Source organism: Sorangium sp. So ce1036 (genome assembly GCF_051369805.1).
GTDB classification, from domain to species: Bacteria; Myxococcota_A; Polyangia; order Polyangiales; family Polyangiaceae; genus Sorangium; species Sorangium cellulosum_F.
This window is the reverse complement of record NZ_JBBMOX010000001.1, coordinates 3,246,043-3,263,723: the sequence shown is the minus strand read 5'-3', so window position 1 is coordinate 3,263,723 and position 17,681 is coordinate 3,246,043. Positions and strand designations below refer to the sequence as shown.

The following is a 17,681-nucleotide window of genomic DNA, read 5'->3' as shown; positions in this document are numbered from 1 at the left end:
CCTGGACTCGACGCCCGGCGCTCACGCGCCGGGCACGCAGGAGCTTCGGCGCATGAAGATGATGACCCTCGGACCCTTTGAAGGGAACGCGTGGCTCTTGGGCCGAAAGATCGAGCGCGCGGTCGCGGAGTGGAGAGAGTCGGCGCGGCTCGCCCTCGTGGCCATGCCCAGCGGGACGCGGCACGAGGAGTACCTCGCGGCGATCGAGGACGCGACGGGCGTCCCCGTGGTCGGGGCCACCACCGGAGGAGCGTCCTTCACGGAGCGCGGCTTCAGCAGGAGCGGGATCTCGTGCGCGTTCCTCGGCGGCGCGCACCTCGAGGTGGCGTGCGGGGCGGCGCGCGAGCTGCGCGCGGACCACGGCAGGAGCATCCGGGCAGCGCTGAGCGACATCGATGAGGCCCACTCGAGCAGCGGCCCGCGCAGCGCCGCGCCGAGCTCGATGCTGGTCCTCGCCGACGCCTTCGCGTGCGACGGCGACGAGCTCGCCACCTGCCTCCGCCAGGGCGTGCCGCCGCACACCCGCGTCTTCGGCGGGACCGCGGGCGACGCCTGGAGCTTCGAGGGCGGGGCGCGCGTGTTCGTGGATCGCAAGGCGCTCACGGACGCGGCCGTCCTGGTGCGCCTCACGCACCGGCACCGGGTGAACATCGACGTGCTCCACGGGTTCCGCGCGGCCGAGGGGGCGCGGGATCTCACGATCACCGACATCGAGCGGAACGTCCTGCGGACGCTCGACGGGCAACCCGCGGCGCGGGTGTACGAGGAAGAGCTCACGCGGCTCGGGCTCCGCTCGAGCGGCGAGGGGTTGCTCCAGACCATGGCGAAGCACGCGCTCGGCGCGAGGACGCCCTTCGGCGAGGCGCTGAAGATCCGGGCGCCGCTCGCGGTCCGGGCGGACGGCGCGGTCGTGCTGACGGGCGGGCTCTCGCGCGGCCAGATGGTGCGGATCGTGAACGCGCCGGGCGACTCGCTGCTCCAGGCGGCAAAGAGCCTGTCCACCCGGGTGCTCGGGTCGCTGCCGGCGGTGTCGGGAGCGCTCGTGTTCGACTGCGCCTCCCGGCTCCGCCTGCTCGGCGAGCACTACCGCGAGGAGGTGCGCGCGCTGCTCTCGCCGAGCGCGCCGTCGCACCCGACGTTCGGGATGACCTGCTACGGGCAGATCGCGAAGTTCGGAGGGAGCGTGGAGGCATTCCACAACACGAGCGCCGTCATGGCGGCGTGGAGCGAGGCCGATCAGGGGGCGGGGTCGCCGGGCGCGTGAGCCGCTCCCGCGGGTGAGCCAGGGGGCGCCGAGCTCTCAGCCCGAGAGGGGGTCGCGATCGAGGTGCGCAATCAGAACCCGAGCGACCTGACCGCCTTGCGGATCGTGTCCGCGCTGGCCCGGACGCCGGCCTCCTCCTCGGGGCTCATCGGGATCGGCAGCTGCGACCCGACGCCGGAGCGGTTCACGACGCACGGCACGCTCAGGCACACGTCGTCGATCCCGCGGTAGCCGCTCAGCAGGCTGCTGACGGGCAGCACGCGGTTCTCGTCGCGGAGCAGGGCTTCCAGGATCTTGGCGGTCGCCAGGCCGATCGCGTAGTTGGTCGCGCCCTTGCCGGAGATCACCTGGGCGGCGGCGTTCTTCACGTCCAGGAAGATCTCCGTCCGGTCGCGCTCGGTGAGCTTTCCGTGGCCGGCGACAGACCACTCGTCCAGCGGGATGTTCGCCACGCTCGCGCTGCTCCACAGCGGGACCTCGCTGTCGCCGTGCTCGCCCGCGATGTAGGCGTGGACGTTCTGCACGGCCACCTTCAGCCGGCTGGCGATCAGGAACCGGAAGCGGCTGCTGTCGAGCACCGTGCCGCTGCCGAGCACGCGGGCGGGCGGGAGGCCGGTCAGCTTGAGCGTGACATAGGTGATCACGTCGACCGGGTTCGTCACCAGCAGGAAGAGCGCGTCGGGCGCGACGGCCTGGAGCTTCGGCAGGAGGGAACGGCAGATCGCGACGTTCGCGGTGGCCAGGTCCATCCGGCTCTGACCGGGCTTCTGCTTCGCGCCGGCGGTGATGACGACCACGTGCGCTCCGCGGCAGATCTCGATGTCGTCGCTGCCCTCGAGCGTGGCGGCCGGGACGAACTGCAGGCCGTGGTTCAGGTCGAGCACCTCGGCGTCGACCTTGGCCCGGTTCACGTCGAACAGAGCAATCTGCTTCGCCACGCCGCGGAGCAGACACGCGTAGGCGATCGTCGCGCCGACGCTGCCGGCGCCCACCACCGCGACCTTGCTGGGAGAGACGGACTGGTGCTCAGGCATACCGATCGAGGTAGCGCAGCGGAGTGACCAGACCAAGCCAAATCAGACCGTTCCAGGCGGCGCACCTCGGCGACCTCGGCGAGGCGACGGACCTGCCCTGAAGGGCGCCCGGCGATCCGGCGCTTGACAGTTATATGCACGATCGTGTATATACACATCAATGCAACTGGACGTCTTCCAGGCGCTCGCCGATCCGACGCGTCGTCGCATCGTCGAGGCCCTTCGCGATGGCGAGCAGCAGGTTGCCGACGTCGTCGAGAAGGCCGGGATCCACCAGTCCGGCGTCTCGCGGCACCTCCGCATTCTCGCGGAGTCGGGCTTCGTCTCGATGCGACCGGACGGACAGCGCCGCCTGTACGCCTTGAAGCCGGAGCCGTTTCAAGAGCTCGAGACGTGGCTCAACCAGTACCGAAAGCTGTGGGACGCGCGGCTGGATCGCTTCGGAGCCGCGCTGGAGAAGAGACAACAGGCTCGTCGAGCCAGAAAGAGGAGCGAGCAGTGATGAGCAACGAGAGCAAGCCGCGCGCCGAGGCGAAGGTCGTCATCGAGCGCACCTACCGGGTGGGCATCGAGGACGTGTGGGACCTCTGGACCACGAAGGAAGGCTTCGAGTCGTGGTGGGGGCCGCAGGGCTTCCGCGCCGAGGTCCAGGAGCTCGACGCGCGTGCGGGCGGAGCGCTTCGGTACGAGATGATCGCCGACTCGCCGGAGATGATCGCGGCGATGAAGCAGATGGGCCAACCGACGTCCCACGCGACCCGCTCTCGCTTCACCGAGCTGAAGCCCCGCGAGCGGATCGTCCTCACCAACGTCATCGACTTCCTCCCCGGCGTCGCGACTTACGAGAGCGACATCGCCGTGGACTTCTTCACGGTCGGTGACCGCGTTCGCATGGTGGTCACGCTGGATGCCATGCACAGCGAAGAGTTCACCAGGATGCAGAAGGAAGGCTTCACGAGCCAGCTCACCAAGCTCGACACGCGGTTTTCGTAGGCCTCTCGGCCGGCGCCTGTCCCCCGCGGGCCACGACGGCCGACGCTGCCTCGCGGAGGGCTTCACGGCGGCCTCAACCGCGGTGAGGCTCCGGTGAGGCGTCGAGGTCTCGCCCGGAGAGCTTTCGCCAGGCAACGCCGCAGGGCGTAGAATCCCGCGATGAACGACGTTCGCGACATCAGCCATGACGAGGCGCGCGTGGCGGAGCTGGTCCGCTCCGCGCGCCGCGTCGCCGTGCTCGGCATCAAGACCGAGGCGCAGGCGGACCAGCCTGCGTTCTACGTCCCGAGCTACCTGCAGGGCGCCGGCCTGGAGGTGATCCCGGTCCCCGTCTACTACCCCGACGTGACGACCCTCCTCGGCCAGCCGGTCTACCGCCGCGTGGCCGACGTCCCGGGCCCGGTCGACATCGTCGACGTCTTCCGGCGCGGCCAGGACGTCCCCGCGCACCTCGACGATCTCCTCGCCGCCAGGCCGCGCGCCGTCTGGTTGCAGACCGGCATCCGGAACGACCAGGTCGCAGAGCGGCTGATCGAGGCCGGCATCCTCGTCGTGCAGAGCCGCTGCCTCATGGTCGATCACCGCCGCTTCGCCGGGCGCGGCTGAGCCCCCCGCCACGCGCCGCACCACCCGCGCGCGCCTCGCCGTGGTGCCCGCCGGGCTCGTGACCTGAACAGACGCTCCCCACCGGGGCCAGGACGCGCTACGCTCGACGCGGGCGCCGCGGTCACCGGCGCCCCCCTGCCCGCCCGCCCATGCCGCGCCCCGTGAACAACCCTCCGAACCCGTGGTCGTCGACGCACGTGGACTACCTGGAGGAGGCGCCTCCGGCGACGCTGCAGGTGTTCGAGGAGCAGGCGCGCTCGATCATCACCTCGAACGACAGCCCCGATCTTCCTTTCCGCTTCAGCGTCAACCCGTACCGGGGCTGCATCCACGCGTGCGCGTACTGCTATGCCCGCCCGTCGCATCAGTACCTCGGGTGGGGCGCCGGGACCGATTTCGATCGCAAGATCGTGGTCAAGACGAACGCGCCCGAGCTGCTCGAGCGGGAGCTCGACCGGCCGAGCTGGCAGGGCGACACGATCGTGTTCTCCGGGAACGTCGATTGCTATCAGCCGCTCGAGGCGAGCTATGCGCTCACGCGCCGCTGCCTCGAGGTGTGCCTCGCCTTCCGGAACCCGGTCTCGCTGATCACGAAGGGCGCGCTCGTGCGGCGCGACGTGGCCCTGCTCGGGGAGCTCGCGCGGCGCGCGCGCGCCCGCGTCCACTTCAGCATTCCCTTCGCCGACGACGTGGTGGCGCGCAAGATGGAGCCCTACGCGAGCCGCTCGTCGCTGCGCTTCGAGGCGATGCGCGCGCTGTCCGAGGCGGGCGTGCGGACCGGGATCTCCCTGTCACCGATGATCCCCGGGCTGAACGACAGCGACGTCCCGGAGCTGCTCGAGCGGGCCCGCGACGCCGGCGCGGAGAGCGCCTTCATGATGCCGCTGCGCCTGCCGCGCGAGGTCCTCCCCGTGTTCGACGAGCGCCTCGAGGCCGCCTTCCCGGAGCGCGCCGGCAAGGTCCGGCGGGCCATCCAGGAGCTGCGGGGCGGCAAGATGAACGAGGGCGCCTTCGGGGCGCGCTTCCAGGGCATGGGGCCGCGCTGGGCGGCGATCCAGCGGCTGTTCGAGGTGCACTGCCGGCGGCTCGGGCTGAACGCCGGGCGCGGGAGCGAGGAGGAGGTCGGCGAGGGGGAGCGCTCGACCTTCCGGCGCCCGAGCCGCCAGGGGACGCTGTTCGATCTCTGAGCTCGACAGCAGCGCAGGCTCGAGGAGCCCGGTGCGATCGAGGAGCAGCGCGAGGAGCAGCCGCTCGGTCCTCTGCGCTCTCTCCGGCCCGGGCCCTGCATCGGCGCTGCGCGCTTACGCGGCAGATCGGCGGCGACGACGGACCAGCGCGCCGAGCCCTGCCACGAGCAATCCGACGAGCGCGCCGCGAGGCCGCTGACCGCTCGCCGCCAGGGTACAGCCGCCCCCATCCGCATCGGACGGCGTGCCGTCGGAGCCTGTCGTGGCCGAACCGCCCTCTCCGGAAGCGGTGCTCCCCCCCGCAGTGCTCGTCGAGCCGCCCGTGGCTCCGCCCGCACCGTTCGCCGCGCCTCCGGTGCCGACTACGCCACCCCCTTCGCCGGAGGCGCTGCCACCTTCGCCGGAGGCGCTGCCACCTTCGCCGGAGGCGCTGCCGCCTTCGCCGGAGGCGCCGCCGCCTTCGCCGGAGGCGCCGCCGCCTTCGCCGGAGGCGCCGCCGCCTTCGCCGGAGGCGCCGCCGCCTTCGCCGGAGGCGCCGCCGCCCCCGCCCTCTCCGGTGGCCGGAGGATCCATATCGAGCCCGAAGAAGCGCACGACGTCGGCCCACAAGCCTCGCCCCGAGAGATCGTGCGGGGCGCCCTGCGCGACGTTCGTCTCCAGAACGAGCTCTCCCGCAGCGTTCTTGTAAGAGATCCGAGTCCAGGTATCCAGCGAACCCCTGAAGCTGCCCGTCGTACCGTCGGTGTCAGTCAGACCAAGGACGTTCGTCCACTGCGCGACCTCGGCAGGAAAGTTCGGATTGTAGGTGAGCGTGTCATCGCCCGTTCCGTGCCAGAGCTGAACCCGAGGCCGTTCGCCGGTGAAGCCCGGATGCGCATTGCGCACGATGTCCCCCCACTGGGCAGCAGTCCTGTTGCCAGGGGTTGACCAGCCATAGGCGTTGCCTCCCGTCCAGGCTCCAGCGGGGACACCGGCCAGCACGGAGCCCCCGGCAAAGACGTCCGGGTAGGCGGCAAGGAGCGCATTCGTCATGCAAGCGCCGGACGACGCGCCCGCGGCGAAGACCCGGGCTGCATCGGCGTTGTTCTGTGTGATGACGTACTCGACCATCTTGGTGATGGCCTCTCGCTCCCCGCTGCGCGCGGGCGTCGCGTCAAAGCAGTTGCCGCCCGCCTGCGGAGTGATGATGACGAAGCCGTGCTGATCCGCCAGAGCCTGGAACCAGCCGTGAGCGTTTGCGGCACGCCCACTGCAGTAGTGCAGCGAGACCACGATCCCCGGCGAAGCGTCGACGTTGTCGGGGACGTAGAGGTCCATCGCCGTGTTCCCGCCGTACCTGACGTTGGTCTGCCACGAAGCGGCCAATGACGGCGAAACCCCGAGCAACACGGTTGCGAGGGAGGCAACGGCGGGGGCGACGAATCGGAGCTTGGTGGTCATTGGCTGGATTTACCTCGCCGATTCTATATCAGCAGAAGTCGACCGGTGGAACAGAAATCGCGACCAATCGACCCTCGATCCGTCACCTCTGTTCCTGATTTGCATTGCCGCGGTGCGGCTCCCGCGCACAAATATTCCTGTCATATTTTTGCAGAACAGGCCGGGCGCGTGGGCGAAACAAGCCCGCTCGCTGGGCGAGGAGGCTTGACGCTTCGGAAGGACCCGCCAGCGTCGCGGGCATCGCAGAAGATCCGGTTGTCGTCGCGCTGCTCCCAGCGGGTCGCGACCCGCCAGTCAGGATCGGTGGCGACGGGACAGGACGGGCCGGGGCGCAGGGGAGCCCGGAGAGAGCGAGCGAGGAACACTGCATGTCTTCGAGCGAGCTCGACCGACGGTCCGGGCCGCGCAGCAGCTCGTCGGACAGAGCCTGGCCGCGGCGTGGCCGGCCGCGCTCGCCGGATCGCCCGAGCCGGCCCCTCGCGTGCCCCGCGCGCCCACGGGGCGCCGCGGTGGTCGCAGGTAGCCGAACGACGGCTCGCCCCCCCGCGGCCACGCGCCGCGCCCGCGAGGAGCACCGGTCCACGCGCTCGGCGGACAGCCGCGGAGCTCTCCTCGCACCGCGCCCGCGAGGGGCACCGCGGCCCCGCTCGCGATGGGCCTTGCGACCGACGCGAAGAATGGGGTACCACGGAGAGCGCAGTGCGTTTCCGGGGGTCGCACCGGGGCGGCCCGCTCATCGCCCATCCTGCGCACGCGGCGGCGCCATCCGCCGCCGACGAGACCTCATGACCTCTCCCGCCCAGGATCGCACCACGCCTCGCTCGCCGAGCCGCCGCAGATTGCTCCTGAACCCGCGCTTCCAGCTCAAGTACACGGGGCTCCTGGTCGCGGTGGTGCTCGCGGTCATGACCGCGCTCGGACTCGTGATCTGGCGGACGGCGGGCGTCGCGACCGAGCAGGCGCAGATCGCGGCGACCCAGGCGGAGCGCGCGCTCACCGAGGCGGCGAACAGCGCGAGCATCCTGAAGATGAGCGCCGCGGCCCTCGGCGGCGACGAGCTCGGCAGCACCCTCGAGCAGGAGCTCGAGAAGACGAACCGCGAGCACCAGCAGAACCTCGCCGAGGTCGCCGCGCGGCGCGCCCACGTCGAGGAGCAGCGAGAGCGCCTCCTCTACATCCTGGTCGGCGGCGGCGCGCTCCTCCTCGCCATCCTCGGCGTGCTCGGCGTGTTCATCACGCAGCGCATCGTCGGGCCGGTGCACCAGCTCAAGCGCCTGTGCCGGCAGGTCGGGACGACGCGGCTCACCATCGGTGAGGGGCTGCGCAAGGGCGATGAGCTCGGAGACCTGTTCGACACGTTCGTGCAGATGACCTATTCGCTCAAGGCGCTCCAGACAGGCAGGCTCGCCACGCTCGACGCGGCGATCGAGAAGGCCGAGGCCCAGAACGCCTCGGCCGAGGTCCTCGCCGGGCTGCGCGCGCTGAGGGCGCAGCTCTGCCTCGGCCTCGACGAGTCCGAGACCGTGCGGCGCCGCGCACCGAAAGGCGGTCAGGGATGAGGCGAATCGCCGTCACGGAGCCGACATGAAGCCCCCCGCGTTGGTCCAGCAGGCGGCCGGCTTGCTCCGCGCTCGCTTCGACCTGAACGAGTACAACCCGACCCCGATCGTCGATCTCGGCGCGCTCGTGGCGAACGCCGACGGCAACGTCGACGCCGAGGAGCTCGATGCCCTGCGGCAGCTCATCGAGCCGATGCTCGGCGCCGAGCTCAACGCCGAGCTCGTCCGCTACCTCATCGAGGCGAGCCTCAAGGTGATCGCGGCGGCGGGCGTCGAGCCCCGGGTGCGCCTGCTCGCCGAGATCCTCATGGATTGCGACGCGGTGGAGGAGGGCATCATCGTCGCGCTCGCGGTGGCGCACGCGAGCGAGGGGCTCTCCGCGCCCGAGCGCGCGGTCATCGAGTCGCTCGCCCGCGCCGCCCGGCTCCCGCCGGGCCGGCTCGATCGCCTGAGCGACGACGTCCGGGCGGCGTTCGCCACCTGAGGCGCGGCGTCACCCCTCTTTCTTGGTCGCGAGCAGCCGCGAGAGGCGTTCGCCCTCGATGCGGACGGCGATCACCTTCTCCCGGTCGAAGCTCACCGCGCCCGGCGCCGCGCCGCGCGGCTTGCGCACGTAGCGGCGCGGGACATAGCTCACCTCGCACACCGCCTCGCCGCGCGCGTCGCTGAAGTGCGCCGCCAGGGTCGCCGCGTCGACGAGCGCGTCGGCGGGGCAGCTCGCGCCCTTCGGGAGCGGCACGACGACGTGCGCCCCGACGACGCCCTTCGCGTGCAGCCAGAGGTCGTGCGGCCGCGCGTGCTTCGTGGTGAGCGCGTCGTTGTCCTCGGCGCCCCGGCCGACGAGGATCGCCGCGCCGGAGGCGCTCCGGAACACGTGAAACGGCCGCCGCGGCGCGGCGCGACCCGCCCGGGCGCCCTGGATCCCGGCCGGCCCCGGTCCCCCCGCGCGCTCCTCCGCGACGGCCGCCCCGAGGGCGCGGGCCCGCTTCGCGAGCGGCTCGAGCGCCTCGGGCCGCGCCTCGGCCGCGGCCACGTCCGCCGCGAGCGCGGTGATCGCGGCGAGGGCGCGCTCGGTCTCGGCGAGGCGGGCGCGCATCACGGCCTCGCCGCGCTGGTAGCGCCGCGCCCTGGCGAAGAAGGACTCGGCCTGCGCCTTGGCCGGGCGCGCCGGGTCGAGCGCGACCTCGATCGGGCCGCCGGTCTCCCAGTCGTCGAGGAGCGCCTTCGCGGCACCCCGCGGCACGCGCGCGCCCTGGGCGAGCAGGAGCTGCCCGATCTTCTGGAGGTACGAGACGCCCCCGAGCCGGCCGAGATCGCCGCGCACCGCCTCGGCCCTGCGCTCGAGCGCCGCGCGCCGCGCCTTCACGGCGCGCGCGAGCGCCGACTTCTCCTGCCCGGCGGCGGCCTCGTCGCTCGCCTCGACCAGCGCCGCGCCGGCGGCCAGCGGGTCCGCGGGGTAGGCGATCTGCGCCGGCGGCGCGCCCCCCTGCGGCGGCCAGCGCAGGATGAGGTGGCCGGCGGCGTCGAGCAGCCGCGCCTCGCCCCGGCGCCCCGGCGCGAGCTCGAGACGCGCGCCTGGCGCGGGCCCCTCCGCCGACGCGAGCTCGAGCTGCGCGCCTGGCGCCGGCCCCTCCGCCGGCTCGTGCGCGGGCCGCGCGGCCGGCGCGCGCGTCGCCTCGCCCGCTGTCGCGCTGCCGCCCTCGGTCGCGCCGCCGACCACGGTTGCGCCGCCGACCACGGTCGCGCTGCCGACCACGGTCGCGCTGCCGCCCGGGAGCGGATCTCCCGCGATCACGGCGATGCCGTCGCCTCGCACCTCGACGGCCAGCACGCGGCGACCGACCAGGTGCGCCCGCATCGCGGCGACGAGCGGGTGCGACGCCCCGGCGCGGAGCCGGGGCAGCCGCGGCAGCACCCCGACCCCCGCGACGCGCGGGCCGAGGCCGGCGCCGAGCACGCGCCGCATGCCGGCGTACAGGGCGAGCGCGACGAGCCCCGTCGCGGGGCTCGCGTGCGCCGCGTCGATGCGCGCCCCCACGCAGCCCGCGAGCGCCTCGGCGAGCGCCCTGCCCTGCGCCGCGCTCGATGACCGGTCCTCCATGGCCGCGCCCCGTCGGTCCCTCAGCGGAACCGCTCGAACAGCGGCTCGCAGCAGCCGTGGGCGAGGTCGCACGCCGGGCCGGAGTCCTCGCAGATGGCCCCGGACACGCCGTCGATGATGCAGTCGCAGAGGACCGTGTCCGGGCGCCTGCCCGGCCCGCACAGGGCCAGGAGCTCGACGCCGCCGCACGAACCCTTGCAGTTGCAGGCCCTGTCGCTGTTGCCGACGCACTCGAGGCCAGGGCAGGCGGAGCTGGCCGCACACCGCCAGAACTCACGCGCGACGTCCTCGCATTCGGGCGTGTGCAAGTCGCACCGGCGCACGTTGGCCATCGAGCAATCGATGTATCTCACGAGCTGCTCGTCGCACCCCTGCGCCCGGGACAGCAGCGGCTCACAGAACGCGCGGGCGCAATCGCCCGCGTCCCCCCCGCAGGTCGACGAGGTGAGCTCGCAGAAGGACTGGCACATCGACCTCGGATCGCCGCCGCCCGCGCCGGTGGTGGCTGCGATCGCCGAGCTTGTCGTGGTCGTCGAGCTCGCGCTGGAGCTCCCCACGCCGGCGCTGGTCACGGCGGTGCCGGTGCCGCCACCCGCGCCGCCGGCGCCGGTGGTGCCGATGCCGGTGCCCGAGGTGGGGATGCCGGCGCCGGTCCCGGTTGCGCCGTACTCTGCGCCGTCGGGGAGCCCATCGACGACCACGTTGCCGCCGCAGGCGCTCGCCCATGCGAGCGCGGCGAGCGAAGCCATGCTCATCCAAAGCCCCGTCGTTCTCATCGCACCAGACTACCGCGTTGCGTGCGCGATCGCGAGCGCGCCGCCGGCGCGTGCGGCGCGCGCGGCTTTGCGATAGAGGCTGCGGCGTGCTGCTCGACCTCCTGCTCGCCCAGCTGCTCGCCCAGGCCGACCCGCTCCCCGGGCCCAGGCCCCCGCCGGCCTGCCCGGCCGACATGGTGCTCGTGGAGGGCACGCACTTCGAGGACGTGCAGCGCATCTGCACGAGCTACCGCGGCGGCCACTGCTACGGCTTCTTCCCCGGGCTGTTCGCCGCCGAGCCGCGCGCGACGCCGGTGCGCACCTGCATGGACCGCCACGAGTGGCCGAACCGGGCCGGCGCGCTGCCGGTCGTGATGCTCCGCTTCGTCGAGGCCGAGCGGGAGTGCGCCGCCCTGGGCAAGCGCCTCTGCACCGAGTTCGAGTGGGAGCTCGCGTGCGAGGGGCCGTCCGCCCTCCCCTTCCCTTACGGGTACGCCCAGGATCCGGCCGCCTGCAACGTGAGCAAGCCGTACCGGGGCATCAGCGAGCGGCGGCTCGCGTCGCGCGATCCGGCCGTGCGCGCCGCCGAGACGCAGCGGCTCTGGCAGGGAGAGCCGTCGGGCTCCTACCCCGCGTGCGTGAGCCCGTACGGCGTTGTCGATCTCGTGGGCAACGTGGAAGAGTGGGTGTCCACGTCGCGCCCCGAGTGGCCGCACCGCTCGTCGCTGAAGGGCGGTTACTGGTCCAAGCCGTGGGCCGGGTGCCGCGGGACCAACGACTCGCATGGACCGATGTTCCGGTTCTACGAGGTCGGCTTTCGCTGCTGCAAGGATCCCACGTAGCGGCCGCCTCGCCCCGCGGCGCGCCGGCCATCCCGGGCGGGGCCGACGCCCCCCCGGGCGCCGGGGCGACGGCGCGCTCCGCAGGACAGCGACAGGGGATCTGGGCGCGCCGGCGCGGAGGAGCATCCGTTGCCTCCTCGCCCCGCCGGCCGCGCGTCGAATCCTGGCCATGGGATTGATCTCACACTTGACCCGTGATTTCCTCGCTCGGATGAGCTCGATTCGACTTCTGGGGAGGTGGCCTGGGGTGGGTCCGGTGGTGGGGTGTGGCCGCGGAGCGCGGCGCCTCATCGCCGCCGCGCTCGGCGTTGCCGTGATGTTCCTTGCGCTCTCACGCGCGCTCGCGGCGCCGGCCGTGACGATCCAGGCCGCGGTGACCGACCTCGCGGGCGTGCTGGCGCGGGAGGAGCGCGACGATCTCGCGCGGAAGCTCGTCGCGCACCGCGAGAGGACCGGCGTGCAGATCGCGGTCCTGCTCGTGAGGACCACGGGCGGCGTGCCCATCGAGGATTACTCGCTGGAGCTCGCCGAGGCCTGGGGCGGGGGCACGAAGGGTCGGGACAACGGGGTCCTCTACACGCTGGCCATCGACGATCGGCGGATGCGCATCGAGGTGGGCTACGGCCTGGAGGACATCCTGACCGACGGCGTGTGCCGGACGATCCTCGACGCGTCCCGCGACGACCTCCGGCGCGCGCAGTACGGCGGCGCGGCGCACCTCGTGGTGGACCGGCTGATCGCCCTCACGGCGGGCGAGAGAGCCATGCCGGGCTGGATGCCGGCGGGGCTGGTGTCGCCGTCGCGTCACCTCACGGCGCGGTACATCGCGCATTACGGGCTGGGCGCGCTGATCGGTTTCCTGCTGGGCTCCACGATCTGGCGCGCGCGGCGCCCTCCTGCCACGACGGGAGAGCCCGAGCGGCAGGCCACGCCCGGGCGGGGGAAACCGCGTGTGGCCATCAAGGTCGTCCTCGCCTTCATCGTCGTCCCCGCGCTCGCGGTGCTCGCACCGGCATGGTTTACGGGGCGCGCTCCGAGGCCGCCGCCTCGATGTACCTCTCGCAACAGGCAGGCTGCCTCTTCGGTGTGATGCTCCTCTCTACGCTGCTGGGCTTGCTCGGCGGGCTGAGCTTCTTCCACGGGCGAGCGCAGGCGGAGCTCCAGACGCCCTGGAAAGCGTTCTTGAGGACGCTCGGCGTCGCGTTGGGCCTCGTCCTCCCGCTCTGCAGTGGCCTGGTCGAGCTCGCTGCCGCGCGGGCGTCGCTCTCCTTCCTCACGTTCTTCGCGAGCTTCGTGACGAGTTTCGTCACGAGCCAACTCTTCTTGCTCGGCCATTCGTCCGCCAACGGTTCGGGCGCATCGTCGGGCTCATCGTGGAGCTCGTCTTCCGGGTCGAGCTCATTCTCCTCGTCCTCGTCTTCCTCGTACTCATCGTCCTCTTCTTCCTCGTCCTCGAGCAGCGATTATGGCGGCGGCGGCTCCTTCGGGGGCGGCGGGGCGAGCTCGAGCTGGTAGGAGGACGATCGATGAAGGGACGCACGCCGGAGTTGCAATCGGAGCAGGCGGGGGCGGTCGATCACGAGGACGTCGACGAGGTGATCGCGCTCGCCGCGCGCCTCGCCGAGGCGGACAAGGATCGACTTTCGGTCGAGGATCTCGAGCGTATCGGCGCCGAGCTCGAGATCCCGCCTCACCAGGTGCGCCGGGCCGTGGAGGAGCTCGGGAGGCGACGGCAGCGCGAGGCGGCGCGGAAAGCCGCGACGCGGCGGCGGCTCGGCTGGGCGGGCGCTGCCCTGTCGGCGCTCGTCCTCTTGCTCGGCGCCCTGACCCTCTCGGCGCGCGCCTCGCTGGAGCAAGCGCGCGCGGAGGTGGAGCGCAGGAGGGCGCAGGTCGAGAACGTGGTCGAGCGGCGGGAGCGCACCCGCGCGCGCCACGAGGGCGCCGCGCCCTCGCCCGAGCGCGACGCGGAGCTCGCCGGCGCGGACAACCGGGTGAGCATCGAGCGGCGGCGCTACGACGAGGGCGCCAGCGCGTACAACGCGCTCGCCTCGGGGCTCTCCGAGCAGCTCGCCGCGCGCCTCTTCGGCCTGCCGGCGCGCGTGCCGCTCTCGAACGAGATCGGCTCCTGGTAGGGCGCGGTCCGCGCCCGGGGAGCGACGCGCCGGATCAGCCCCATCGTCTCCACTCCACCCGCACAGGCAGAGAGCGCCGTGATCTCCAGCGCGATCCAGGTGGCACCACACAGCGATCGAGAAGATCGGTTCTTGCTCATGGCCTATTCGCAACGCGCCGCAGCACCGCACGGCGGCACCACACGACATTGCACTCGAAGCTGAACATTGCGAGCAGACGACAGTGGCTCATGAGAACGGGAGGCCCACGGAGCGCGCCGGTCGCCGTCAGTCGCGAACGGCCAGCCGTGAACGCATGCGGTGCTCGTTCGTCCGGGCTCTCGGGCAGCCGCCATCATCGCTGCATCGCGCGGCCGGGCAGCCAATCGCTCCGGCCGACTGCCGACGAGTCGACGCCGCCGTCGCGGGGCGGTCGCCGCGGCAGTGGACGCGTCATTTCGCTTGCCCGACGAGCGCATCCCGAGCGAGCATATGGCATCCATGACCATGCTCCATGGCCATGATGCGCAACCATGCTCTCCCTGAGGGATCTGCCCATGGAAGCCAGGTATGCGAGGAATTTCGGCACACGCTCCGCGCTTCGTTCGAGAGGCGGCTCATGAGCCGCTCGGCGCTCATCCTCGCTGGTTTACTCGCCGCGTGCGGTCCATCACCGGAGGAGCGTGAGCCAGCGTCGGCGTCCGGCAGCGGCGGCTCGGGGGCGAGCGCAGGCAGCGGCGGCTCGGGGGCGAGCGCAGGCAGCGGCGGCTCGGGGGCGAGCGCAGGCAGCGGCGGCTCGGGGGCGAGCGCAGGCAGCGGCGGCTCGGGGGTGACCTCTGGCGCCGCTGGTGCCGGAGGAGCAGCGGGGGAAACATCAGGGACAGGCGGTTCGACCACGGGCGGCGGCTCGACGGCCACCGCAGGCGGCAGCTCCGGCGCCTGCGAGCAGGGCACCACGAGCACGACCTGGGCGACGAGCTGCCAGACCACGCCACCGAGCTGCGCAGCGGGTGCCTGGACGGCGCCGCGCGGCGGCGGTGAGACCAAGGCGCCGCTGCGCCACGAATCCGCGCACTTCGCCTTCTACTGGCCAGACGGCACCAACATCACGGTGAGCCAGGCGCAAGCGGCTGCAAACACGCTGGAGACCATCTGGGACGCGTACTTCGGCGCCCCGATCTTCTTCCCCGAGCCGTATTGCAACTCAACAGACAAGTGGAAGGCCGCGGTTCACTTCGACAACGACTTCCCGCTCTGGGGCGGCGGCTGGAGCCGTGACGGCATCAGCTACATGGGGATGTGGGTCGGCCCCGGCGCCGCGAGCGACCCGTGGGGGCTCGCCCACGAGTTCATGCACGGCGTGCAGGCGATGACGCAGGCATTCCCGGACTGTGGCGGGGTTGGCTGCTGGATCTTCGAGAGCCACGCGAACTGGATGCCGCACCAGATATGGCGGGACGACGTGCACTGCTCGGAGATGCTGCCGAACATGCCGCACCTCTACTACGGCAACACGCGCAACCGGTACTGCAACTGGCAGTTCTTCGAGTTCTTGAAGGACAAGCACTGCTATAACGCAGTGAACGACATGTGGAGCTACCAGGCTCCGCGCGGCCAGCGCGATCCGTGGGACAAGCTCACGCTGAGCCGCGGCTGGGACATCGAGCAGCTCAACGACCTGTTCGGCGAGTGGGCGATGCACAACGTCACCTGGGATTACAGGGACCCGCCGCCAGCGGACGGGAGCGATCAGTCCAGCGTGTATCGCAGGGCTTACGGCTCGATCGAGACCGATCCGACGGCGAGGGGTCGTACGGAGCGGCGCCTCCGTCTCACGCGGCTCGAGGCGCTCGCCCCGGACTGGGCACAGAGTCGCCGCTTCGTCTCGCCATACCACTGGGCGCCGCAGCGCTGGGGTTACAACGTCGTGCGCCTGCACCCGCAGTCGGACGCGACCAGCGTGCGGGTGGTGTTCCGGGGTGTCACGCAGGCCGGCGCCGACTCCGGCTGGCGCTGGGGCCTCGTGGCGACGGACCCGGAATTGACCAGCGCGCGCTACAGCCCGCTGCAGCGAGGGGCCGACGGCGAGCTGGACTTCTGCGTCGGCCAGGGCGAGAACGTCTACCTGGTCGTGGTCGCCACGCCGACCGAGTACCAGAAGCTGGTCTGGACGAATCCTTCGGACGGTCCGGCGTACCCCTCGATCTATCGCTATCCGTACATGGTGCAAATCGAGGGGGCGTGGCCCGCCGGGTTCCAGGGCGGCCGGCTCGAAGACTGTCCGTCGGGCACGGTGAGGCATTCGAACGGAGGCGGCTGCGCGCCCTCGGGCACGCCGTCGAGCGTCTACGTCGGCCCCTACGCCAGGATCCTGGGCGGCAACGTGCGCGGGGACGTCCGCGTGGAGGATCACGCGACCCTCATCAACGGTTCGATCTCCGGCGGCCGGATCGGCGCGCTCAGCCTGGTTGGGCAAGGCGGAGCGGGCATTCCGGCGCGCGGGTTCGACGTGGCCGGCTCGGCGCTCGTGCAGACCACATTCTATCCGCTCGGCTGGTTTGGCACTGGCCAATCCGTCTCCGGAACGGCGCGGCTGCTCGGGGATGTAGAGTTCGTTGCTTCGTCGAAGTCGAGCAATACGTTCTATGGATTCGTTCCCAACGACTGGGATGGCGCCTCGACGGTAACCGAGGTCACGGTCGCACCACCGTACGCCTGGCGGCCTTGAGGAGGCGACCCGACCCAGGGGTCGCAGATCAGCCAACGTGGGTCGGGTCGCGCCGGCCAACGTGGGTCGGGTCGCGCCGGCAGGTCGCGGCGGCGCGAGAGCCCTTGAGTTCGCCCAGGTAGTAACGGCGGAAGGCGAGCGTTGCGCGGTCGCTCGCGACGCTCGCCTCTTCCTGCGGCTCGGGTACCTCGGACGGACGGGACGACTCCACCACGGCGCGGTCCTCCAGGAGGATGCGCTCGTTGAACAGGGTAGAGAGACGCGTCAGCGGGTTGAACCGGCCGAAGCCCCGCGTCGTGATCAGCAGCATCCGCGTCCTCGCGGCGTCAACAGGAACGCAGAACATGTGCATCCGGAGATCGCGGCCGGGGATGTTGATCTGGAGGACCATGCCGTTGGGACGCACCCAGTCGAGGGAGACCTCTTGCCGGTCCTCGCCGTCGAGCCGCGCGTGGACCCGCATCCCTGAAGGTGTTCCCGTGGTGTCGACGTGCATCACCGAGCCGGGGCGGAGCGCGCGGCGCATGTTCCGTCCGATCGTCGCGCGGTGAAGGAATGGAAGGTGAGGAAAGTCGAGCATGTTTTCCATCGCACGTGTCCAGTGCGTTCTCCATTCCTGCGTGAGGACCGAGCGCGAGAGCCGCGCATCGAGCAGTGCAGCCGGGACGCATGGCGCTCCCGCTCTCTCGACGCCCGGCTCGGTGAACAGCCAGAGCAGGCCCCCGAGTTCCTGGACCGGCAGCGCCGTCGCCGCGTGGAGCCTTCGCTTCTCCGGCGGCACCTCGTTGAGCGGGATCGTGCGGCACGCCCCCTCGGCATCGAAGCGCCACCCGTGGAACGGGCATTCGATGCACCCATCCGACCCCACCCGGCCAAGCGAGAGCGCCACCCCGCGGTGCGGGCACCGGTCGATCAGAGCCCCCGTACGGCCGCCCGCATTGCGGAACAGCACCACGTCCTCGCCGGCCACTCGAACCGATAGCGGCTTCCGTCCGAGCCGGTCCGCGACCTCGACCGGCGTCCACACCCGCGCGAACCCCTCGAACATGACAACCTCCGGC

General features: G+C 71.9%; 16 protein-coding genes. 11 read left to right on the top strand and 5 right to left on the bottom strand.

Going from position 1 to position 17,681, the window contains the following annotated elements; all coding sequences use genetic code 11:
- The first annotated feature begins 52 nt into the window (after positions 1-52).
- On the top strand, positions 53-1,264 hold the full coding sequence (locus WMF31_RS12575; RefSeq protein WP_436602175.1) for an FIST signal transduction protein: 1,212 nt from the start codon (positions 53-55) through the stop codon (positions 1,262-1,264).
- Positions 1,265-1,335: 71 nt separating this feature from the next.
- Here the strand turns inward: WMF31_RS12575 and WMF31_RS12570 are convergent, their stop codons facing one another.
- On the bottom strand, positions 1,336-2,298 hold the full coding sequence (locus tag WMF31_RS12570; protein ID WP_436602174.1) for an L-lactate dehydrogenase: 963 nt from the start codon (positions 2,296-2,298) through the stop codon (positions 1,336-1,338).
- Between the two features lie 160 nt (positions 2,299-2,458).
- Here WMF31_RS12570 and WMF31_RS12565 point away from each other — a divergent pair, with 160 nt between their 5' ends.
- The 4 genes from WMF31_RS12565 (at position 2,459) to WMF31_RS12550 (ending at position 5,084) form a co-directional block, all read left to right on the top strand.
- On the top strand, positions 2,459-2,800 hold the full coding sequence (locus tag WMF31_RS12565) for an ArsR/SmtB family transcription factor (RefSeq protein ID WP_436602173.1): 342 nt from the start codon (positions 2,459-2,461) through the stop codon (positions 2,798-2,800).
- The gene (locus WMF31_RS12560) at positions 2,800-3,291 is read left to right on the top strand and encodes an SRPBCC family protein (RefSeq protein WP_436602172.1); all 492 of its coding nucleotides are present in this window, start codon (positions 2,800-2,802) and stop codon (positions 3,289-3,291) included. The genes WMF31_RS12565 and WMF31_RS12560 overlap by 1 nt, the downstream gene beginning before the upstream one ends.
- 159 nt (positions 3,292-3,450) lie before the next feature.
- Positions 3,451-3,897, top strand: coding sequence for a CoA-binding protein (locus tag WMF31_RS12555; RefSeq protein ID WP_129350325.1), 447 nt, complete (start codon positions 3,451-3,453; stop codon positions 3,895-3,897).
- Between the two features lie 149 nt (positions 3,898-4,046).
- A complete protein-coding gene (locus tag WMF31_RS12550; RefSeq protein ID WP_436602171.1) occupies positions 4,047-5,084 on the top strand; it encodes a PA0069 family radical SAM protein in 1,038 nt (345 codons plus the stop codon).
- 114 nt (positions 5,085-5,198) lie between these two features.
- On the opposite strand, the gene WMF31_RS12545 is transcribed toward WMF31_RS12550, so the two are convergent.
- Positions 5,199-6,524 (bottom strand): extracellular catalytic domain type 1 short-chain-length polyhydroxyalkanoate depolymerase, encoded by a 1,326-nt coding sequence (locus WMF31_RS12545; RefSeq protein ID WP_436602170.1) that lies wholly within the window; start codon positions 6,522-6,524, stop codon positions 5,199-5,201.
- Positions 6,525-7,309: 785 nt separating this feature from the next.
- Here WMF31_RS12545 and WMF31_RS12540 point away from each other — a divergent pair.
- Complete coding sequence (locus WMF31_RS12540; protein ID WP_436602169.1) at positions 7,310-8,083, top strand: HAMP domain-containing protein; 774 nt, start codon at positions 7,310-7,312, stop codon at positions 8,081-8,083.
- Between the two features lie 25 nt (positions 8,084-8,108).
- Positions 8,109-8,567 (top strand): tellurite resistance TerB family protein, encoded by a 459-nt coding sequence (locus tag WMF31_RS12535; protein WP_436602168.1) that lies wholly within the window; start codon positions 8,109-8,111, stop codon positions 8,565-8,567.
- 9 nt (positions 8,568-8,576) lie between these two features.
- Here the strand turns inward: WMF31_RS12535 and WMF31_RS12530 are convergent, their stop codons facing one another.
- Positions 8,577-10,184, bottom strand: a complete 1,608-nt coding sequence (locus tag WMF31_RS12530; protein ID WP_436602167.1) for an NFACT RNA binding domain-containing protein — start codon at positions 10,182-10,184, stop codon at positions 8,577-8,579.
- Between the two features lie 20 nt (positions 10,185-10,204).
- Entirely contained in the window at positions 10,205-10,933 is a 729-nt protein-coding gene (locus WMF31_RS12525; RefSeq protein WP_436602166.1) for a hypothetical protein, read from the bottom strand.
- Between the two features lie 113 nt (positions 10,934-11,046).
- Here WMF31_RS12525 and WMF31_RS12520 point away from each other — a divergent pair, with 113 nt between their 5' ends.
- The 4 genes from WMF31_RS12520 (at position 11,047) to WMF31_RS12505 (ending at position 16,620) form a co-directional block, all read left to right on the top strand.
- The gene (locus tag WMF31_RS12520; protein WP_436602165.1) at positions 11,047-11,781 is read left to right on the top strand and encodes a formylglycine-generating enzyme family protein; all 735 of its coding nucleotides are present in this window, start codon (positions 11,047-11,049) and stop codon (positions 11,779-11,781) included.
- A 316-nt stretch (positions 11,782-12,097) separates the two neighbouring features.
- Complete coding sequence (locus WMF31_RS12515; RefSeq protein ID WP_436602164.1) at positions 12,098-12,871, top strand: TPM domain-containing protein; 774 nt, start codon at positions 12,098-12,100, stop codon at positions 12,869-12,871.
- Positions 12,872-13,154: 283 nt separating this feature from the next.
- Complete coding sequence (locus tag WMF31_RS12510; RefSeq protein ID WP_436602163.1) at positions 13,155-13,913, top strand: hypothetical protein; 759 nt, start codon at positions 13,155-13,157, stop codon at positions 13,911-13,913.
- Between the two features lie 598 nt (positions 13,914-14,511).
- Positions 14,512-16,620, top strand: a complete 2,109-nt coding sequence (locus tag WMF31_RS12505; RefSeq protein WP_436602162.1) for a DUF6055 domain-containing protein — start codon at positions 14,512-14,514, stop codon at positions 16,618-16,620.
- A 28-nt stretch (positions 16,621-16,648) separates the two neighbouring features.
- Here the strand turns inward: WMF31_RS12505 and WMF31_RS12500 are convergent, their stop codons facing one another.
- The gene (locus tag WMF31_RS12500; protein ID WP_436602161.1) at positions 16,649-17,668 is read right to left on the bottom strand and encodes a Rieske 2Fe-2S domain-containing protein; all 1,020 of its coding nucleotides are present in this window, start codon (positions 17,666-17,668) and stop codon (positions 16,649-16,651) included.
- Between the last annotated feature and the right edge of the window lie 13 nt (positions 17,669-17,681).